Origin of the sequence: Bacteroides salyersiae (assembly GCF_031172035.1) — a bacterium.
Taxonomy (GTDB): Bacteria; Bacteroidota; Bacteroidia; order Bacteroidales; family Bacteroidaceae; genus Bacteroides; species Bacteroides salyersiae.
Genome location: NZ_CP133452.1, coordinates 2,079,888 through 2,098,324, shown reverse-complemented (window position 1 = coordinate 2,098,324; position 18,437 = coordinate 2,079,888). Strand labels below are relative to the sequence as shown.

Genomic DNA, 18,437 nt, shown 5'->3' with positions numbered 1-18,437 from the left:
AAACAATATTTACCTCTTCTTCCCCCTGTTTTCCCCTATCTTTGCCACATACAATAAGGTAATAAACAACAGCAAACCATGAAGAAAATTTTATTAATTGCCCTGTCATGCTTCTTTCTGACAGGTCTTTCTGCCCAAACGGACACCAATTACAAAGAGAAACACCCATATAAAGACTGGGTAAAGATTGCACCGAAATTTGACGATGCATTTTTTAAAACGCCGGAAGCCATCCGCATTGCCGACAATGTATTACTGTATCAGCAAATTACCGGAGGATGGCCTAAAAACATTTATATGGCGGCCGAACTGACAGACCAGGAACGTAAAGATGCTCTCAAGATGAAAGAGAACGTGAATTTAAGCACAATCGACAACCGTGCTACCATCACAGAAATGAATTATCTGGCCCGTATCTATCTGGCAACTCAAGATGAAAAATACAAAGATGCCTTCCTCCGTGGACTACAATATCTCTTCGAAGCACAATATGAAAATGGAGGTTGGCCACAATTCTATCCACGTCCCAAAGGGTATTACATCCATATCACATACAATGATGACGCCATGATCAATGTGATGAAGCTTTTGAGAGATATAACCAAAGCGAAAGCTCCCTATACTTTCGTTCCCGATGCGGCACGGCAACAAGCACAGGTAGCTTTGGACAAAGGAGTGGAATGCATTTTGAAAACCCAAGTAAAACAAAATGGCAAACTCACCGTATGGTGTGCACAGCACGACCGCGAAACACTTGCTCCTGCCAAAGCACGCGCCTACGAACTTCCTTCGCTAAGCGGACAAGAATCAGACGATATCGTACTCTTCCTTATGTCCTTATCTAAACCGACTCCGGAAATGATTGCTTCCATCGATGCTGCTATCGAATGGTTTAAGGAATCGGAAATAAAAAATATAAAGAAAGAGTATTTCACCAATGCAGATGGCAAGAAAGACTACAGAATGGTACCTTGTACAGATTGTGAACCACTATGGGCCCGTTTCTACGAATTAGAGACCAACCGCCCTTTCTTCTGTGACCGCGATGGAATTAAGAAATATGATATCTCCGAAATCGGTTATGAACGCCGTAATGGTTATAGTTGGTACAACAATGGAGGTCTGAAAGTATTGGCAAAGTACAAAGAGTGGAAGAAGAAATTAGAGAAGTAATCATCCTCCCCAATATATAAATTATTAAATCCCATTATTTGCAGTTAGTACACCTACTGTAAATAATGGGATTTTTATCATAACACATCAGATAGTTTCTACTTATTGAAACCAATGGTTCCATCGGCATGGAACTGTTGGTTTCGTTCGTATGGAACTCTTCGTTTCATCCGTATGGAACCAATGGTTTCTCCGAAAGAAACCTTTCGTTTCATACGGGGAAACAAAATCAAACACAACATCTACAAAAACAGAGCAAGAAGCTTCATCCTATTGATTTTCATTAATCTTTATGTGTTTTTCCAAATTTCCCTCGATGAATTAATAATAAATTCTTAATATTGCAAATGTTACCATCATCAACTGCTATGAACAAATCGTTAACCATACTCCTCATTACTTTATGTAGTTGCTATTCTTATGCTCAATTACCGGTGATTCCGGTACCTGTTCCTAATGCGATGGATACTTATGGAACAAACATTAATTTCCCGTCTTCTCCCGGACCATCTGCTCCCTTTACCCCAAGTAAACAACAAAATAACATATACGACCCCAATGAACTGATACGCCGGAGACAAAGAGTACAGCAAGAGATAGAGGAAGCAACCGCCATGATGAGAGAAATAGAAGAATGTTACAGTATAGCGAGCTCTCTGACAAAAAATGGCTTTCCATCTCAAGCCAATATCCCCGGCACAGAATATTTCCGTTCCGCTTATCAAGAAATTAGCGACATGTTGCATGACTCCATTACTCTAAATCTGGAACGGGCTATTTTCCTGATAGAAAACGCATTCCTGAACAACCAATTAAACTTTAACGATTTTCAAAAAAGTATCAGTGAAAAGGCAGACTATTGTAAATGGAGAATGAGAGAACTAAAACTCAATCCGCATGACAGACTGGCACAAAATATGGCTATCTTCAGCTTGCTCACCGATACCTTGAATGTCCGGCAACCCGGAAACATTAAAGAAAATATCACCGGAAGCTTATAAACATTATGAACATATGCATAAGCTCTATAAGGAAATCGACAACAGTGGCTATGAGGATATGCCTAAAGAAATCTATGCACGTCGGTTACGCCATGTAGAGAAACTTAAAAAAGAAGAAGACGGACATGACTAACCCGCTATAAGAAAAACAGTGAAATAACAATCTTAAACAAAATATGGACTGGATCGGATAAAAAGCAAGGTCACTCGATCATGGATTTTTATGACCAAATAACCAATCTTCCAGAGGGACGTTATCAATTTATAGATGGAAAGTTTGTTTCATATTAAATTACGTATACAATGAAAGCACTATTTTCTAAAAAGAGTATCATAACGCTGTCGATCTTATTGGTAATTGATATAATTATGATTGGTTGTTGGACGTTGTATAGCCAACCTGATGAAAGTATGACTATCATATTATTATTCATTATTCCTATGGTATTTTTAGCCAATTTAATGATTGCCGGTATATTCTATTTTATCAAAATATATTACACTCCTTTTTTCGTGATTAATGCTTTTTTATCTTCTTTTTTAGTGTACCTTTTTTTTGTACAATATATTGAAATTGATAAACGTATTCGTATGGATAGTTGGAAGTTTTTTATTGGTGGAGTTGAATATACCATATCGTGCGACGACATCAATAAAGATGGTAGTTATTATAGCATACAACATAGTCCTGAACCGGGTTTATCAATTGGTGGTGAGAATGAAAGAGGAATAGTTTTCACTCGAAACGATACTGTATATTTCACTGCCATAGATAGTACAACATATTTCATTTGTAACAATTATTTATATGGATACAAAAATATTGATAAAGTAAAAGTGAAAAAGAAGTATTAGTCGGGGGTTATTGAATTATTAATAGCAATATCATTGTAACATAATTCTCCCATTCCGCTTTCTGATAAATAATAAAAGACAAGAAAAAGATACATTATTAAAGCATTTCACTAATTATCAATCATTTTTTCATACTTTTCTTGATCAAGTAACAATAAATTCTTAACATTGCAAATATTACCATTATCAACTGCTATGAACAAATTGTTAACCATACTCCTCATTACTTTATTATGTAGTTGTTATTCTTATGCTCAATTACCGGGTATTCCGGTACCCGTCCCTAATGCGATGGATACTTATGGAATAAACATTAATTTCCCGTCTTCCCCCGGACCATCTGCTCCCTTTACCCCAAGTAAACAGCAAAACAATATATACGACCCCAATGAACTGATACGCCGGAGACAAAGAGCACAGCAAGAGATAGAGGAGGCAACCGCCATGATGAGAGAAATAGAAGAATGTTACAGTATAGCGAGCTCTCTGACAAAAAATGGCTTCCCATCCCAAGCCGGTATCCCCGGCACAGAATATTTCCGTTCTGCTTATCAAGAAATTAGCGACATGTTGCATGATTCCATTCCTCTAAATCTGGAACGGGCTATTTTTCTGATAGAAAACGCATACCTGAACAACCAATTAAACTTTAACGATTTTCAAAAGAGTATCAGTGAAAAGGCAGACTATTGTAAATGGAGAATGAGAGAACTAAAACTCAATCCGCATGACGGACTGGCACAAAATATGGCTATCTTCAGCTTGCTCACCGATACCTTGAATATCCGGCAACCCGGAACAGAAAAGACGGTCACACATTATCCCCTGAAATACAATTTGGACGATTATGACAGCCAAAAGAATTTTACCAGTCATTTTGTAAATACCCTACTGACAACCAATGTAGGGCAATGTCATTCGATGCCTCTTCTTTATTTGATTTTAGCAGAAAGGTTAGGTGCAAAAGCTTACTTGGCTTTGGCTCCTCAACATTCGTTTGTGAAAATACAGGATGATAATGGAGCCTGGTATAATCTGGAGCTTACTTGCCGCTCCATCTTGAGTGACTATCACTATATGAACAGTAGTTATATCAAAAGTGAAGCCATACGCAATAAACTATATATGAACCCACTAAGCAAGAAAGAAACGGTTGCTTCTCTTCTTACCACGCTGGGGCAATATTATCTCATGAAATATGGTTATGATCCGTTTATTTTGGACTGTTTACATACGGCGGAATCCTATTCACCTCATGATATTTATAATAAAATCATGGAAGCCGACTATGAAACCAGATTAACTTTGGAAATAGCCCGTTTGTTGAATGCCCGCCACCCGGAAACATTAAAGAAAATATCACCGGAAGCTTATAAACATTATGAACGTATGCATGAGCTCTATAAGGAAATTGACAACAGCGGCTATGAGGATATGCCTAAAGAAATCTATGCACGTTGGTTACGCCATGTAGAGAAACTTAAAAAAGAAGAAGACGGACATGCCCAACCCACTATAAGAAAAACAGTGAAATAACAATCTTAAACAAAATATGGATATGAAGAAATTTACGGGACTTATCATGTTGGTAATTGCAACCTGTTTGAAATTACAAGCCCAGCACTCCGAAGGAAATCCATTTGCACGTTTGGGGTATAAAGCCGATGTGTATACTTTCGGAGAGAAAGAAGAATTTCACGATCAAGAAACGATTGTAGAAATCGGGGAGGTACTGTTTAATACGAAGACAAACGAGGTAGTCGGCTTTGTAAACGGTGCAGATTCGTTGATAGAACTAAAACCGGAATTGCAGAGTATGTCGATTGATCCTTTATGTGAAAAATATTATTCAATCAGTCCTTATGTGTATTGCATGAATAATCCGGTAAGATTTATCGACCCGACAGGATTAGCACCTATTTATGACCCAAATGGCAATCTAATAGGAACCGACGATGGCGGATTACAAGGCAAAGCCATTATTATGGACAAAGATAATTTTGTTCAAGGAATGACACACGAAGACGCCATGAATTTCAGTTTAGGATTTCAAGGTTTAAAAAATAAAAATGCAAAAGAAAAATTTTTCAATAGCTACAATGGACTAAAAGATCGTCCCGATTATGACGGTTATTTAACAAAAGAAGAAGCAGATACTTGGTGGAAAGAAAAATCTGGTGAACCACTATACGTTGACCAAAGCAAAATTGATTTACCTGGTATTAACACATTATTATTCAACAATGAAGAAGGTGTTTCTATTTATAAAAATTTTATTTGGGGATTAAGCAACACAGGCAAAGTATATGGTACATTAAAAATGACCTTAGTAAACACAACAACAGGAATCGTACATATTGGTGGAGAGAAATACTTAGATAAATATGACTTTGATATGGATGGTAGACCACTTAGAGATTTTGCTACTTGGTACGGCAGACCTGGCGGAAAAAATGATGGAAAATCTTTCTATATTTATGGCTATAAACAAGCAAAAATTCCAGTAAAAAAGAAAAAATAATGAAAACATACATATATATATTTACAGGTATATTATTGTTATTGATAACAATCTGCCCCATTCTGTATCACATTGAAAACAAAGTCTTCAATCCGCTACAAAGTCAAGAATTAAGAAAAATATTCCTTTCTTATGAAAAAATTAAAAAAAGATGCAGTATCGACAATATTAAACTAAGCAGCCATGGTGAACTTTTTGAAATATATTTATTCAATACCCAGAAAGCAATATTAGATATAAATTACCCAAACTACGCCAATGAATGGGAAAAAGAGAAAATTACAAGCGAAACCATTATTTCGAAATGGAAAAAATGTCCCCTTGACACAACAGCTTACAAGCTGTTCAAATTTGCATTCACCACCAACAATTATAATCAAAGTGAGTGCTTAAAATCTTTCAGCACAGAATTATCTGAGCCGAATAATTTCTATAGTTATGTATATTTCAACGATTTAGAATATTATTTTCTACTATATTGCACTCATAAAGAAGAATTATACTATATTAGAGTAAAATTATAGTTCATAGAAATGGTAACCAGAACAAATTAAAACCCCGCCTTTTTTGTAAAAGAAAACAGTAAAATAACAATCTTAAACAAAATATGGATATAAAGAAATTTACGGGATTTATCATACTGGTAATTGCAGCCTGTTTGAAATTACAAGCCCAGCACTCCGAAGGAAATCCATTTGCACGTTTGGGGTATAAAGCCGATGTGCATACTTTCGGGGAGAAAGAAGAATTTCACGATCTGGAAGAAATTGTAGAAATTGGGGAGGTATTGTTTAATACGAAGACAAACAAGGTAGTCGGCTTTGTAGAGGATGCAGATTCGTTGATAGAACTAAAACCGGAATTACAAAGCATGTCGATTGATCCTTTATGTGAAAAATATTATTCAATCAGTCCTTATGTGTATTGCATGAATAATCCGGTAAGATTTATCGACCCAGATGGAACAGATGTTTGGGAACTGAGATATGATGGGACAGTAGAATGGATTGAAGAAAGTGAAAAACATACAATGTACGCACTTAATCAAGATGGTGAAAGAACGGGTGCTTCAATCAGTATCTCTGATAGAACTATTTTTGACCAACTTGCTGAAGGAAGAAACAGGAGTGATTATGATGGCAGCTATGCCATTACAAATTCTCATGAAGTTGGTGATGTCTACATATTTGCTGCCAATAACACAAAAGTGGAATGGGGATTATCAGGTTATCAAGGGAAAAACGGAAGACAATATGTACTCCATACCCAAAATATTAATAACACTGTGCTGCCAAGAGACAATAGTGAAGAAGGACTAACAATCGCCAATCAATATTTTGATATGCATAGCCATCCTGATCATGACGGTACAGAAGGAGGATCAGGCTATATCATAGGAGGAGGAGACAAGAAATTTGTCACAAACAACTATCAAAAGGCCAAAGAACAAGGGACAACACCACCGACTTACTATGTTTACCATAGACAATCTAAAATTATATATCAGTATACTCCTTGGAAATCTAACATTTATATAAAAAAAGTAACCAATAATACAGGATTACGCTTCATAGTACCTAAAAAATAAAATATGAGAACAATACTATCAACAGCCATAATTACATTGATTAGTTTAAGTTGCACTAATAGCACAAAAACAGAACCAATAGTTCAAACTCGCAATTCATCACTTTATGATACATTAAAACATGAAAATATTGTTTTTAGTACACCAATGATATTAGCAATCGACACCTTTAGACAATACATACAAAGTTTAGACAATATTCTCCCCATTGAAAAGAAAGTCCTCTGTTGTTATTTTTATTCAAAAGAAGGAAAAGAGTATGTAGCAATGCAAGCTGATTTATTTTACCCGAAAGAAAACATTAAAGGATACACCTATATTGGAGAATATGCCTTTGTATATTATGGCGAAGAAAATATTGGAAACAAATATATTGACAAAAGCAAATTATTATCTTATCACGATAGTTTGCCCGGATTTTATAGTTATGATGATCAGTCCGCAACCATTTATGATCCTTATGGGATAGTTTTTCAAATTCGAGATTCCATCAATTTTATTGTAATCAGAAAAGGAATGTTATAAATATCAATATCCCCAATAATAGACACGAATAATTAGCCATTCCTCCAAAATCATTTCTCCATAATTATCAAATAGAATGCATAAGAAAGAAGTATAGGATATAAGCAATGGAAACAAAAAAATCGCTAACCCCAATCTATGAATTAGAATTGTCAGATGGCATTTCTTTGAAAATTCATGTAAAGAAAGCAAAAAAAGGTATACTAAGTATTATTTTATTTTTTGCACTTTCAATCTTTTTTATTCCAATAATAGTCTGTATATATTTAGCTACAACCAGTGAAGGTATTCCTTTTGGTTTCATTATCACTTGTACAGTAGGTTTTCTTTCTTCAGGTTATTTATTGAAATTATATTTATGGAATAAATATGGGACAGAAGTCTTTATTATAAAAAAGAAAAATTTAGTACTATATTATGATTACAAACTATTCAAAGATAACTATAAAAAGATTCCTTTTGAGTCAATTCAAGTTTATTTTGAAGACAACGGTATATTGATGAATGCACCTCAGGGAGTTAATGTTCCTAAGGGGAATACGAATGTAAACAATGTGATTTGCTTTGATTTAGATGGTAAAGAAGTAAAATCTGAAGGTGAAATACCTCTTGAAGTAATTATAAAAATCAGCAAACATTTGCATCAAAATCGCTAATAAGTAGTTCATATATAGTATAATATCAGGAAAGTGCTTATAGAAAATGATATAGTTTTATCTCTCCTAAAGATAAACATGAAAGCATTAATTATTTCAGTAAAGATACTGGTTCCAAAGTTAATTTCAGATGTATCAAAACTAAAGAAAAGAAATATAGGATGAAAAGACTGATAAAAGCAATCGGGTTATTGTACGCATTATTAATCGTAACTGCATACCCTGTATATTCCCAGGCCGCCTACTTCAAAGAGCAATTAACACTTGCCAACATGCTTTCCGGCAAAGATTCTTTGAATCTTCAAAAAGCTGTTTATGCTGTCGAAAACGCTTATTACAACGATAACTTGAACGAAGAGGTTTTCAATCGTCAGATAGAATGGTATGCTAATTTCTGCCGAGGAATTATGCAATCCGGCGACATCCGATACGAAGGACAGGGAGACGAACAAGCTGCCAAAGCACAATGTGCTGTTTTCGTATTCATGACGGATTCTATTCCTATGCAAATAGGAGATACAGTGGTAGCACATCTGCCTTTCGAATACAACTTCGATGATTATGCCGGACGTCAAAATTGGAGCAGCATGTTCGTATCGTATATGATGGAAACAAGAAAGGGAAATTGTCATTCCATGCCACTACTATACAAATTAATCATGGATAAGCTCGGTGAAAAGTGCTGGCTTTCATTGGCACCGAATCATATGTACATAAAAGCATGGAACAAACGTGCCGGATGGTACAATATAGAATTAACCTGTGCGGATTTTCCAACCGACGCTTGGCTGACAGCATCCGGATACATACACCTGGATGCAATAAGAAACGGCATATACATGGATACACTTTCCGTACAGCAATCAGTGGCACTATGCTTGACTGATCTGGCGCAAGGATACATGCATAAATATGGAACCGAAGACGGGCATTTCATTGTACAATGTTGTGACACTGCCTTGAAATATTATCCGGATTACATCAATGCGCTATTACTAAAAGCACAGATCATTGCAGAGCAATATAAACGAAGCCCTTCGGTTACTTCCCAAAAACACATGAATGAATTATATGCCAAAATCCATCGTCTGGGATACCGGAAAATGCCGACCGATATGTATCTGAACTGGCTATATTCATTAAATGAATACAGTAACGAATACCGGATAAAGAAAATAATCAGCTATTCAAAGTAACGCTTAGCAGAGAAATACAAAAGGAGCGTATCAACAGTAATCCTTCTGACACACTCCTTAAAAAGAATTGAGAACATTTTTACTCTATCCCACAATATATTTTGCTTTCTTTCCGCAACAACGGTAGATCACCCAAACGATAAGCCATGATACGGCAAAAGCAATCACTGCCGCTACCGGAATCTGAACCGGGACGGGTACACCGAGGGCACGTACCAACTCTACGCTCGGCCCTGTCAGGAAGTAATGCACCATATAGACGCCAAAACCGCAAAGGGTAAGATTAGCCAAAGCTTTCTGTACTTTCTCCGAACGGATTTGTACTTTCTTCGCCAGCATAAACACGGGAATCGTCATCATCACCACGTTGATGGAGCAATAAGTGAAAAAGAGTTCATACATTTCGTCCGTATATTCCGGCAGTGAAGAAATATAACGGAAACCGAAGAAAGTAATCGCATAACCGACAACAAACATCGGAATACCGATAGCCAAAGTTTTACTCAAAGACCAATCTAATTTTCTCAAATAATGCCCCAACAGCAGATACCCATTGAAACCGGCAAAAGCATAGAACATGCCAAACGCATTCCAGGAACATGTGCCCCACAGATACGAAGCAACAAACTGGTGATAATAAGGCAATAATAAGGTGACTCCCCAAGCTGCAAGAAACCAGAGCTTGGCACGATCGGACGCTTTTTCTACCCAAGCCGAGAAGATCGGCAGATAAAGATAAAGCCCTATCAGCAAGTAGATGTACCACATGTGTACGGCTATCGGAGAAAAATTCAGAGGAATCTGCGATATATACTCCAAAGCCACAGAGAAGGACTGACGCATCACTTCTTCACCGGCATAAGGGAAAAAATTAAGTATAACCTGCGGTTCAAAGCCCAATACTCCCGTTATCCACGGAAAAAGATTGTAAAGCACGGACCAGATGAGGAACGGAAAAAATACACGTGGAATACGTTTCTTATAAAACACGGAGGCATCGCCGCGTACGGGCAAGAGTAAAGCTCCCGTAATCATTACAAACAGTGGAACGCAAGGACGCAGGACTGCTCCGTAAACCGCTCCCCAGAATTTTATTTCATCAATATTGGAGGCTGTGCCTGGATAGAAATTGAACGGATCGGTGCAATGGCAACAGACCACGGTAAACATGGCTATCAGTCGCACGACATCCAGCCAGACAATGTGATTTTTTTGTTGTAGCTCAATCGGTGCTTGTTTCATGATATGTATTAGTGTTTTTATTACAAAAAAGGGCATCTGTACTTAATAAGAAGATACAGATGCCCGGAATTATTTCAGTCGTTACAGGTCGTACAACGACGCAATATGAATATTATTTGCCATCACAACTACCACCTGCACAACGCGGCTTAATCTGTTTGAAGAAGTCATTGCCTTTGTCATCTACCAGGATAAATGCCGGGAAATCCTCCACTTCGATCTTCCAGATAGCTTCCATACCTAATTCGGGATACTCCACGCATTCGATGCTCTTAATGTTATTCTGAGCGAGGATAGCAGCCGGACCACCGATAGAACCGAGGTAGAAACCACCGTATTTCTTGCAAGCATCGGTCACCTGCTGGCTACGGTTACCTTTAGCAAGCATAATCATACTTCCACCGTGACTTTGGAACAGGTCTACATACGGGTCCATACGTCCGGCAGTAGTCGGGCCCATAGAACCGCAAGCCATACCGGCAGGAGTCTTTGCCGGACCGGCATAATAAATAGGATGGTCTTTGATATATTGAGGCAGATCTTCACCACGATCCAAACGTTCTTTCAATTTGGCATGAGCGATGTCACGTCCTACGATGATCGTACCGTTCAGCGACAAACGGGTAGCCACCGGGTACTTAGTCAACTCTTTCAGAATCTCCGGCATCGGACGGTTCAAATCGATCTTCACTACGTTGCCTTCACCGGCATTGCGAAGTTCTTCAGGAATCAAACTGCCCGGATTTTCATCGAGTTTCTCAATCCAGATACCATCCTTGTTGATTTTACATTTGATGTTACGGTCGGCAGAGCAAGAAACTCCCAAACCGACGGGACATGATGCACCGTGACGGGGCAGGCGGATGATACGTACGTCGTGTGCCAGATACTTACCGCCGAACTGTGCACCGAGGCCGATCTTATGAGCTTCCTCGAGTACCTGTTTTTCAAGTTCGATATCACGGAAAGCACGTCCGTACTCATTACCTGTAGTAGGCAATTCATCATAATAATGAGTAGAAGCCAATTTCACAGTCAGCAGGTTTTTCTCGGCAGAAGTACCACCGATTACGAATGCGATGTGATAAGGAGGACAGGCTGCCGTACCAAGGGTTTTCATCTTTTCGACTAAGAACGGAACCAGCGTAGCAGGGTTCAAGATAGCCTTTGTTTCCTGATACAGATAAGTTTTATTGGCAGATCCACCACCTTTTGTTACGCAAAGGAATTTGTATTCCATGCCCTCCGTTGCTTCGATATCAATCTGGGCAGGCAGGTTACACTTGGTATTCACTTCATCGTACATATTCAAAGGAGCATTCTGCGAATAACGCAGATTCTCTTCCGTATAAGTTTTGTAAACGCCCAGCGAAAGGGCTTCTTCGTCGGAATATCCGGTCCATACCTGCTGTCCTTTTTCACCATGAATGATGGCCGTACCGGTGTCCTGGCAGAAAGGAAGTACACCTTTGGATGCCACTTCCGCATTGCGCAGAAAAGTAAGTGCCACATATTTGTCATTCTCGCTTGCTTCGGGATCACTCAGGATCTTCGCTACCTGTTCGTTATGCGAACGGCGAAGCATGAACGACACATCACGGAATGCAGCATTTGCCATAGCTGTCAGACCTTCTTTCGCCACTTTCAGAATCGGATTTCCTTCAAACTCGCTTACCGATACATAGTCTTTCGTAAGCAGATAATACTCAGTCTTATCTTCGCCATGCTCGAACATGGGCTGATACTTAAACGGAGGTGTTGCCATATTTTTACTTTTTATTACGTAATGTTAGTTAGTGTGGCAAAGGTAACAATAGTTTTTCGAAGTACAGAAAATGGAGGGCTAAAAAAGATAAACAGAAGATTATAGACATATTAGGACAAAAAAAGAGCGAAAAAAAGAAAAGGCTGAGCAATTACTGAAATCTTGCCAAAAACAGTCCGGTTGATTTTTATGAACAGTTTAAATATCAATATCATATAAATTAAATAATCGTTCCTTGATCTCATTCTTTTTCTGTTCTACATCTTGGCAACTATTCCGATTAACGATAAGATAAGAACTAACTTCCGGAAACTCATAGTCCTGAAAGATAGAATCACCAAACAAATGTTCAGCAACGTATTTATATAACCTAAAGCGTTGATTATTTGCTTTACTTTCAATTTTATCCGACTTCTTATCTATGGTCTGCGCACCATTGATAACAAACGAAGCAAATGGATGGTCAGACAGTATCAAAGGGACAACACTTGCACAAGTCAGAAAGATACGTAATGTTTGTGAATAGTTATATGCTTGAATAAGACGATTGTATTTGTTATCTAATTTACCATCACGTGCTGCATAGAACTTAATAGCAAATAAATCGCCAATAGCTTCCACCCGTATGATATACTTTAAACTTTGATATTTTACTGTTCTTTCCGTACGGAACTTATAAATATATGAAAAATCAAAAGCGTCACCATTGCTTGTCGGAGACGCTTTTTGGATAAAGTGAATATCGTATGGTTCTATACTGTCTAACATCAGGGAACGAGTTTAACTCTTGTAGAGCGGCATGTTTTTACTACTGGTATACCATCCCCTACAACAGTTCTTAAAGGCACAGGCCTATACCCGGACAAAGATTCCCATCCGAGACGCTCTCCTTTACTCTTCTTCTGGCCTTTAGTTTGGACAGAATTTTCTTTTCTTACATTAAATTGGTTTCCCATGTTGATCTTTGTTGTAATAACATTGTGCAAATATAGTGATTTTATTAAACTTATTACAGAACAGCCATTACATTTTGTATATAATTCACGATTTATACATTTCATCATGCTAAAAGTATACCCTCATATTTTTCCTTTCAGCAACAACCTTATTCCGTTTCAACGGTCAGCAGCGCTTTCTTCAATCCTTTTCCGGTTGCTTCCAGAACGATCTTCCCGGCTTTATCCGAAGATTGCACAATGGCTGTCATCATGCCGTTAAACACGTGCATCTGTGGCAAATGAAACTGTTCCAAGCTGGCCGGATTACCATTAGCACCGGCACGATAACTCCCTTCTCCTTTCACCCTGAATTGAATCAAAGTCTGTGCGTCGGGACAAAGATTCCCATCTTTGTCAACCACTTTGACCGTCACAAACGCCAAATCTTTCCCATCTGCCCGAAGCCGGTTTCTATCGGCAACCAATTCAATGTGATGAGGCTTTCCGGCAGTATGCATTTCTGTTTCGGCAACCGCTTTCCCGGTTTTATCGTAGGCAACGACTTTCACCGTTCCCGGCTCATAGCGTGTATCCATCCACATCAGACGGTAACGTTGCTGACGTTTAAACTCGAATATAGAAGTAGAATCGGCACTGTTATGTACCGTAACGCTAAGGTCTTTCGTACGCCTTCCCTGACTCTTCCCATTAATGAAGAGTTCGGCTGACGGATAGTTGGTATACACGAACACCGGAGTGACCTCTCCTTCGCGTCCTTCCCAATTCCAATGGGGCAAAACATGCAAAGTCTCTTGCTCCTTGTTCCAATGGCTGCGATAGAGAAAATACCGGTCTTTAGGCAATCCTGCCAGATCGACTACACCAAACAGAGAAGAATGGCTGGGCCAATCGGTATAGTATGGAGTCGGTTCTCCCAAATAATCGAATCCGGTCCATACGAATTCGCCGATGCAATAAGGTAAATCCTCGTGCTGGATAAAATCATCTTCCGGCAAATTAGACCATGCACAAGATTCTACGTCATAGGAAGAAGACTGATGATCATCGTATTTCTTCATCCACTGACGAGTTACGGGAAATTTGTATACTCCACGGGAACTGACGGTAGAAGCTGTCTCACTTCCTAAAATGATCTGTTGCGGCAATTTATCGTAAGCAAGCTGATATTTGTGAGGGCGATAATTGAATCCGGGAATATCCAACGTAGCAGCCATATTATTCTTTATAACGGCATCCACGCCATCCATCCCCATTGTAACCGGACGCGTAGGGTCTTCCCGATGACAGATATCCCGCAGGAAACGGGTAATCTTTGCTCCCAATTCTCCGGCTCCCCACTGTTCGCTCACTTCATTCCCGATGCACCACATGACGATACTTGGATGATTGCGATACTGATGCAACAGGTTTACCAGATCCTTTTCCGCCCATTCGTCAAACACTTTATGATAACCGTTCATGCATTTTTCTTTTTTCCATTCATCAAACGATTCGGCCATAACCATCATTCCCATTTCATCACAAGCCTTTATCAGTTCCGGAGCCGGCATGTTATGTGAAGTACGAATGGCATTGCACCCCATATCCTTCAAAATACGAATCTGTCGGCGGATAGCCGCATCATTGACAGCAGCACCTAACGGGCCTAAATCATGATGCATACAAGCACCCTTGAAATAAGTCTTCTTTCCATTCAAGAAAAAACCTTTATCGGGGATGAACTCAAGCGAGCGGATACCAAAGGGGGTGGTATGCTCGTCAATCAACTCCTGCCCGTCATAGACTCTCGAAACAGCAGTATACAGGACAGGAGTTTCAGGCGACCATAATTCCGGTGAACGTACCACAAAACTCTGCTCGAACACATTCCCGTCGCCATAAGCCAGTACCTTGTCACCACTCGCAACCACTTTACCCCACTGATCTTTCAGTTCTGTCACAATCCGATAACCGCTTGCTTCGGGTTGTCCCGTTTCCAAAGCCGTATTCAAATGAACTTTAGCATATTCACTTTTCACAACCGGAGTAGTGAGGTAAGTCCCCCAAACCGGTATATGCACCGGTTTATTCACCCGTAAATGCACATTACGATACAAACCCGCTCCCGGATACCAACGGGAAGACTCGGTCTCATTCTCCAGCCGGACAGCTAACAGGTTACTCTCTCCCGGCTTCATATAAGGAGTGGCATCCAGATAGAAAGAGTTATACCCATAAGGCCAATAGCCAATCTCATGCCCGTTCAGGTAAACTTTAGCATGACTCATCGCTCCATCGAATATCAATGTAGCTTTATCGGAGGAAGTAAACGCAGGTGCTTCAAACCGGAGACGATACCACCCAACTCCGACAAAAGGCAATCCGCCCGTACGTCCGGCATGTTCCAATGCCGCCTTTTGCCCATCCTGCACAATGGCTACTTTTTGCTGATCATTATGAATGCTGAAAGGGCCGTAAATAGCCCAGTCGTGAGGTATTGTCACCGATTGCCAACGGGCATCGTCATACCCGGGTTTCATAAAGTCTGTCCCGTCTTCACGGGTAAATTTCCATCCTTTTTCAAACAGGTACTCCGTACGTACCTGCGCCTTCGTACACAAAGTACACAACACTAAAAATAACAGTACACTCAAATTCTTCATCATACAATTCTATTCCTTACAATAATTATAAACTTTCAGATTCTCAACGCGACTCTTAAAATCACCGGCTTTTTGCAACGGAAAAACAAGTGTGCGGAAATACGGCATGGAATCTTTTCCGCAGTTATAATAAAGTTTCCGGGTATTCAACCGGTCAATCAGCTTTCCATCCACTTTAAGTGTTGTCGAATGAGGCGTACCTTCTATCTGTACATTCACTTTCTCACCTTCACGCACTTTGTATCTAAAGGTATCCAAATAGCCGTCACGTGCAAACCCAACCAATCCTTTCACTGGGTCGGCCAGATAAAAGACAGCTTCCGGAGAACGGAAAAGTATGGTGCCCGGAGTCTCTTCCCTGCCGGCCAAATCAAAGTTCACCATATAATCATACCCGATTTCAGTTAAACCATTTTCACTTCCTGCCGGAACATCCGATTTCTGATAAACTAAAGTCCCCGGCTTCCCGGCTCTACCCAACCGATTCACTCCCGGTGCCTCACTTAATGCGGCACGAGCCTCATCAAACACAGCATAAGGCAACGTCGGATTCTTACCCGTCCACATCTTCACTGCCAATGTCTGTAAGGCAGGAAAAGCCCGGTAATGAATATCTTTCACCGTAATACCATTACCCACATGATCATTCCATAGAGCAAACATTCCTCCGAGAATGGACGGATGCTTTTCTTCAAATACACTTTTTCCGATAACGGCAGGAGTCCACTCATTATACAACTTTTCTTCTTCCAGATAATCGTGATAGTAGGATGCTCCCGGCACAATATATACCGACTGGTCATTCATACTAATCAATTGATATCCTTCCGAAATCATCTCTTGAGGATCGGCAAAACCGGGATTCCATAAATTCATAATTACATTTTCCGACTTCACGGGAGTAGTCCCCTTGGCATGGGTCAATGCTCCCCATACGCAAGCCTGTTTCCCATATCCTTCTACCAGATCGATATAGTGATCCGTAAACTCACGAAACTTCTCCACCAATTCCTGCGTTTCATTCGAGTATTCATCCGTACCGATGTGTACGCGCTTTCCGCAGAATACCGGTTCATCACCTTCCAGATACTCTTTAAAAAGAGCATCGATAAAAGGATATGTTTCGGGAGCAAACAAATCCAGATGATCCATACCATATTTTTTACTGCCTATCCTTGGGTTATACTGCGTGAAAGCCAACGAATGAGCCGGAACATCGATTTCCGGGATAATCTCCACCCCTAACTCCATCGCCTGTTTCTGCAAATCAATAAACTCCTTTTTAGTATAAAACCCATCATAGGCAGCCAATCCCGGATACGTTTCCGACTCCAGACGGAATGCCGAATAAGTCTTACTCCAATCATGCTCGAAATACTGCTTGAAACCATTGTCATTCAAATGAATCTGTAATGTATTCATCTTATAGTAGGACATGATCTTTACCAAATCCTGCAAATAAGATATCGGGATAAACTTCCGACCGCAATCGAGCATAAAGCCACGTAAGGAATAATCGGGATAGTCACGAATTTCTCCTTTGGGCAAACAACCGTTTTCATTTTGTTCAGCCATTTGCAACAAGGTACGGGTTCCCCAGTACACACCTTCTGTCTGGGAAGCCGACAAAAATATTTTATCGGATATTTTAATGGAATATCCCTCTCTACCCAGATGCTTATCCGGCTTCAATGCCAATACGATATCACCGTTTTTTGCCTTGCCGGATACAACCTCCGGCTTCCGCTGAAACAACCTGAAACAATCATCGGCCATCAGTTCGGCTATACGGAGTAACTCCGGCTGCTTCGCGTCATACACAATTCTTGTTCTGCTGCCTAAGGTCATGCTTCCCTGGGCGGGCTTCCACTCTTTCAGTTCCGGAACCACAAATGGTTTTCCGGAAAAAGAAGCCATCAGCTTGGCGTTCATCACCAAACACAATAGCAACAGACTCCATTTTCTACAAATCATACTTTCCATTTTTTAAGGGGCTATCAAATACAAACGACTATAATTATTCGGTCAGAATACCGATCTCTCCTACGGTAACCAATTGTTTTCCATTGATTTCTGTCAGTGGCTCCAATTTCAAATAACGTGCAGATTGTTTCTGCCAACGTACAAACCGAGGCAAAGGATTGTGCATGATATTACTAAATTCTCCACTTACATCACATTTCGTCCATTGTTTGCCATCCCATGTTAGTAGTTGTTGTATAGTCAATCTTCTTATCATAACTTATATTCTCATAAAAGAAACGGTGGACAATATACGATTATTTTATCATTATTGCCCACCACCTCCAAGATT

Annotated in this window: 15 protein-coding genes and 1 pseudogene; 10 read left to right on the top strand and 6 right to left on the bottom strand. The window is 39.6% G+C overall.

Annotation, left to right across the window (positions count from 1 at the left end; genetic code table 11):
* The first annotated feature begins 78 nt into the window (after window positions 1-78).
* The 10 genes from pelA to RB604_RS07665 all read left to right on the top strand — a co-directional run bounded on the left by pelA (window position 79) and on the right by RB604_RS07665 (window position 9,515).
* Entirely contained in the window at window positions 79-1,173 is a 1,095-nt protein-coding gene (pelA, locus tag RB604_RS07710) for a pectate lyase (RefSeq protein ID WP_005925997.1), read from the top strand.
* A 368-nt stretch (window positions 1,174-1,541) separates the two neighbouring features.
* On the top strand, window positions 1,542-2,174 hold the full coding sequence (locus RB604_RS07705) for a hypothetical protein (RefSeq protein WP_122281987.1): 633 nt from the start codon (window positions 1,542-1,544) through the stop codon (window positions 2,172-2,174).
* Between the two features lie 303 nt (window positions 2,175-2,477).
* A complete protein-coding gene (locus tag RB604_RS07700) occupies window positions 2,478-3,029 on the top strand; it encodes a hypothetical protein (protein ID WP_005926005.1) in 552 nt (183 codons plus the stop codon).
* A gap of 195 nt (window positions 3,030-3,224) precedes the next feature.
* Window positions 3,225-4,565, top strand: coding sequence for a hypothetical protein (locus tag RB604_RS07695; protein ID WP_005926007.1), 1,341 nt, complete (start codon window positions 3,225-3,227; stop codon window positions 4,563-4,565).
* 22 nt (window positions 4,566-4,587) lie between these two features.
* Window positions 4,588-5,550, top strand: coding sequence for a hypothetical protein (locus RB604_RS07690; protein ID WP_182422688.1), 963 nt, complete (start codon window positions 4,588-4,590; stop codon window positions 5,548-5,550).
* Entirely contained in the window at window positions 5,550-6,074 is a 525-nt protein-coding gene (locus RB604_RS07685) for a hypothetical protein (RefSeq protein WP_055293493.1), read from the top strand. Before RB604_RS07690 ends, RB604_RS07685 begins: the two co-directional genes overlap by 1 nt.
* An 83-nt stretch (window positions 6,075-6,157) precedes the next feature.
* Window positions 6,158-7,138, top strand: a complete 981-nt coding sequence (locus RB604_RS07680) for a JAB-like toxin 1 domain-containing protein (protein ID WP_055293491.1) — start codon at window positions 6,158-6,160, stop codon at window positions 7,136-7,138.
* Between the two features lie 3 nt (window positions 7,139-7,141).
* Window positions 7,142-7,663: a hypothetical protein gene (locus tag RB604_RS07675; RefSeq protein WP_007478770.1), complete on the top strand. Its 522-nt coding sequence runs from the start codon at window positions 7,142-7,144 to the stop codon at window positions 7,661-7,663.
* A 107-nt stretch (window positions 7,664-7,770) separates the two neighbouring features.
* Window positions 7,771-8,319, top strand: a complete 549-nt coding sequence (locus tag RB604_RS07670) for a cystinosin/MPDU1 family protein (protein WP_007478771.1) — start codon at window positions 7,771-7,773, stop codon at window positions 8,317-8,319.
* A gap of 161 nt (window positions 8,320-8,480) precedes the next feature.
* Window positions 8,481-9,515, top strand: coding sequence for a hypothetical protein (locus RB604_RS07665; protein ID WP_055293489.1), 1,035 nt, complete (start codon window positions 8,481-8,483; stop codon window positions 9,513-9,515).
* Window positions 9,516-9,599: 84 nt separating this feature from the next.
* Here the strand turns inward: RB604_RS07665 and RB604_RS07660 are convergent, their stop codons facing one another.
* From RB604_RS07660 to RB604_RS07635, 6 genes and pseudogenes are all read right to left on the bottom strand, one after another.
* Window positions 9,600-10,757: an acyltransferase gene (locus RB604_RS07660; protein ID WP_007478773.1), complete on the bottom strand. Its 1,158-nt coding sequence runs from the start codon at window positions 10,755-10,757 to the stop codon at window positions 9,600-9,602.
* A gap of 112 nt (window positions 10,758-10,869) precedes the next feature.
* Window positions 10,870-12,522, bottom strand: a complete 1,653-nt coding sequence (locus RB604_RS07655; RefSeq protein WP_021937118.1) for a fumarate hydratase — start codon at window positions 12,520-12,522, stop codon at window positions 10,870-10,872.
* 198 nt (window positions 12,523-12,720) lie between these two features.
* A complete protein-coding gene (locus tag RB604_RS07650; protein WP_005926026.1) occupies window positions 12,721-13,290 on the bottom strand; it encodes a hypothetical protein in 570 nt (189 codons plus the stop codon).
* Between the two features lie 337 nt (window positions 13,291-13,627).
* Complete coding sequence (gene galB, locus RB604_RS07645) at window positions 13,628-16,126, bottom strand: beta-galactosidase GalB (RefSeq protein WP_021937116.1); 2,499 nt, start codon at window positions 16,124-16,126, stop codon at window positions 13,628-13,630.
* Window positions 16,127-16,132: 6 nt separating this feature from the next.
* On the bottom strand, window positions 16,133-18,097 hold the full coding sequence (locus tag RB604_RS07640) for a beta-N-acetylhexosaminidase (protein ID WP_055293650.1): 1,965 nt from the start codon (window positions 18,095-18,097) through the stop codon (window positions 16,133-16,135).
* A gap of 43 nt (window positions 18,098-18,140) precedes the next feature.
* Window positions 18,141-18,323: pseudogene (locus RB604_RS07635) on the bottom strand (hypothetical protein); the annotation flags it as partial.
* Window positions 18,324-18,437 lie beyond the last annotated feature (114 nt).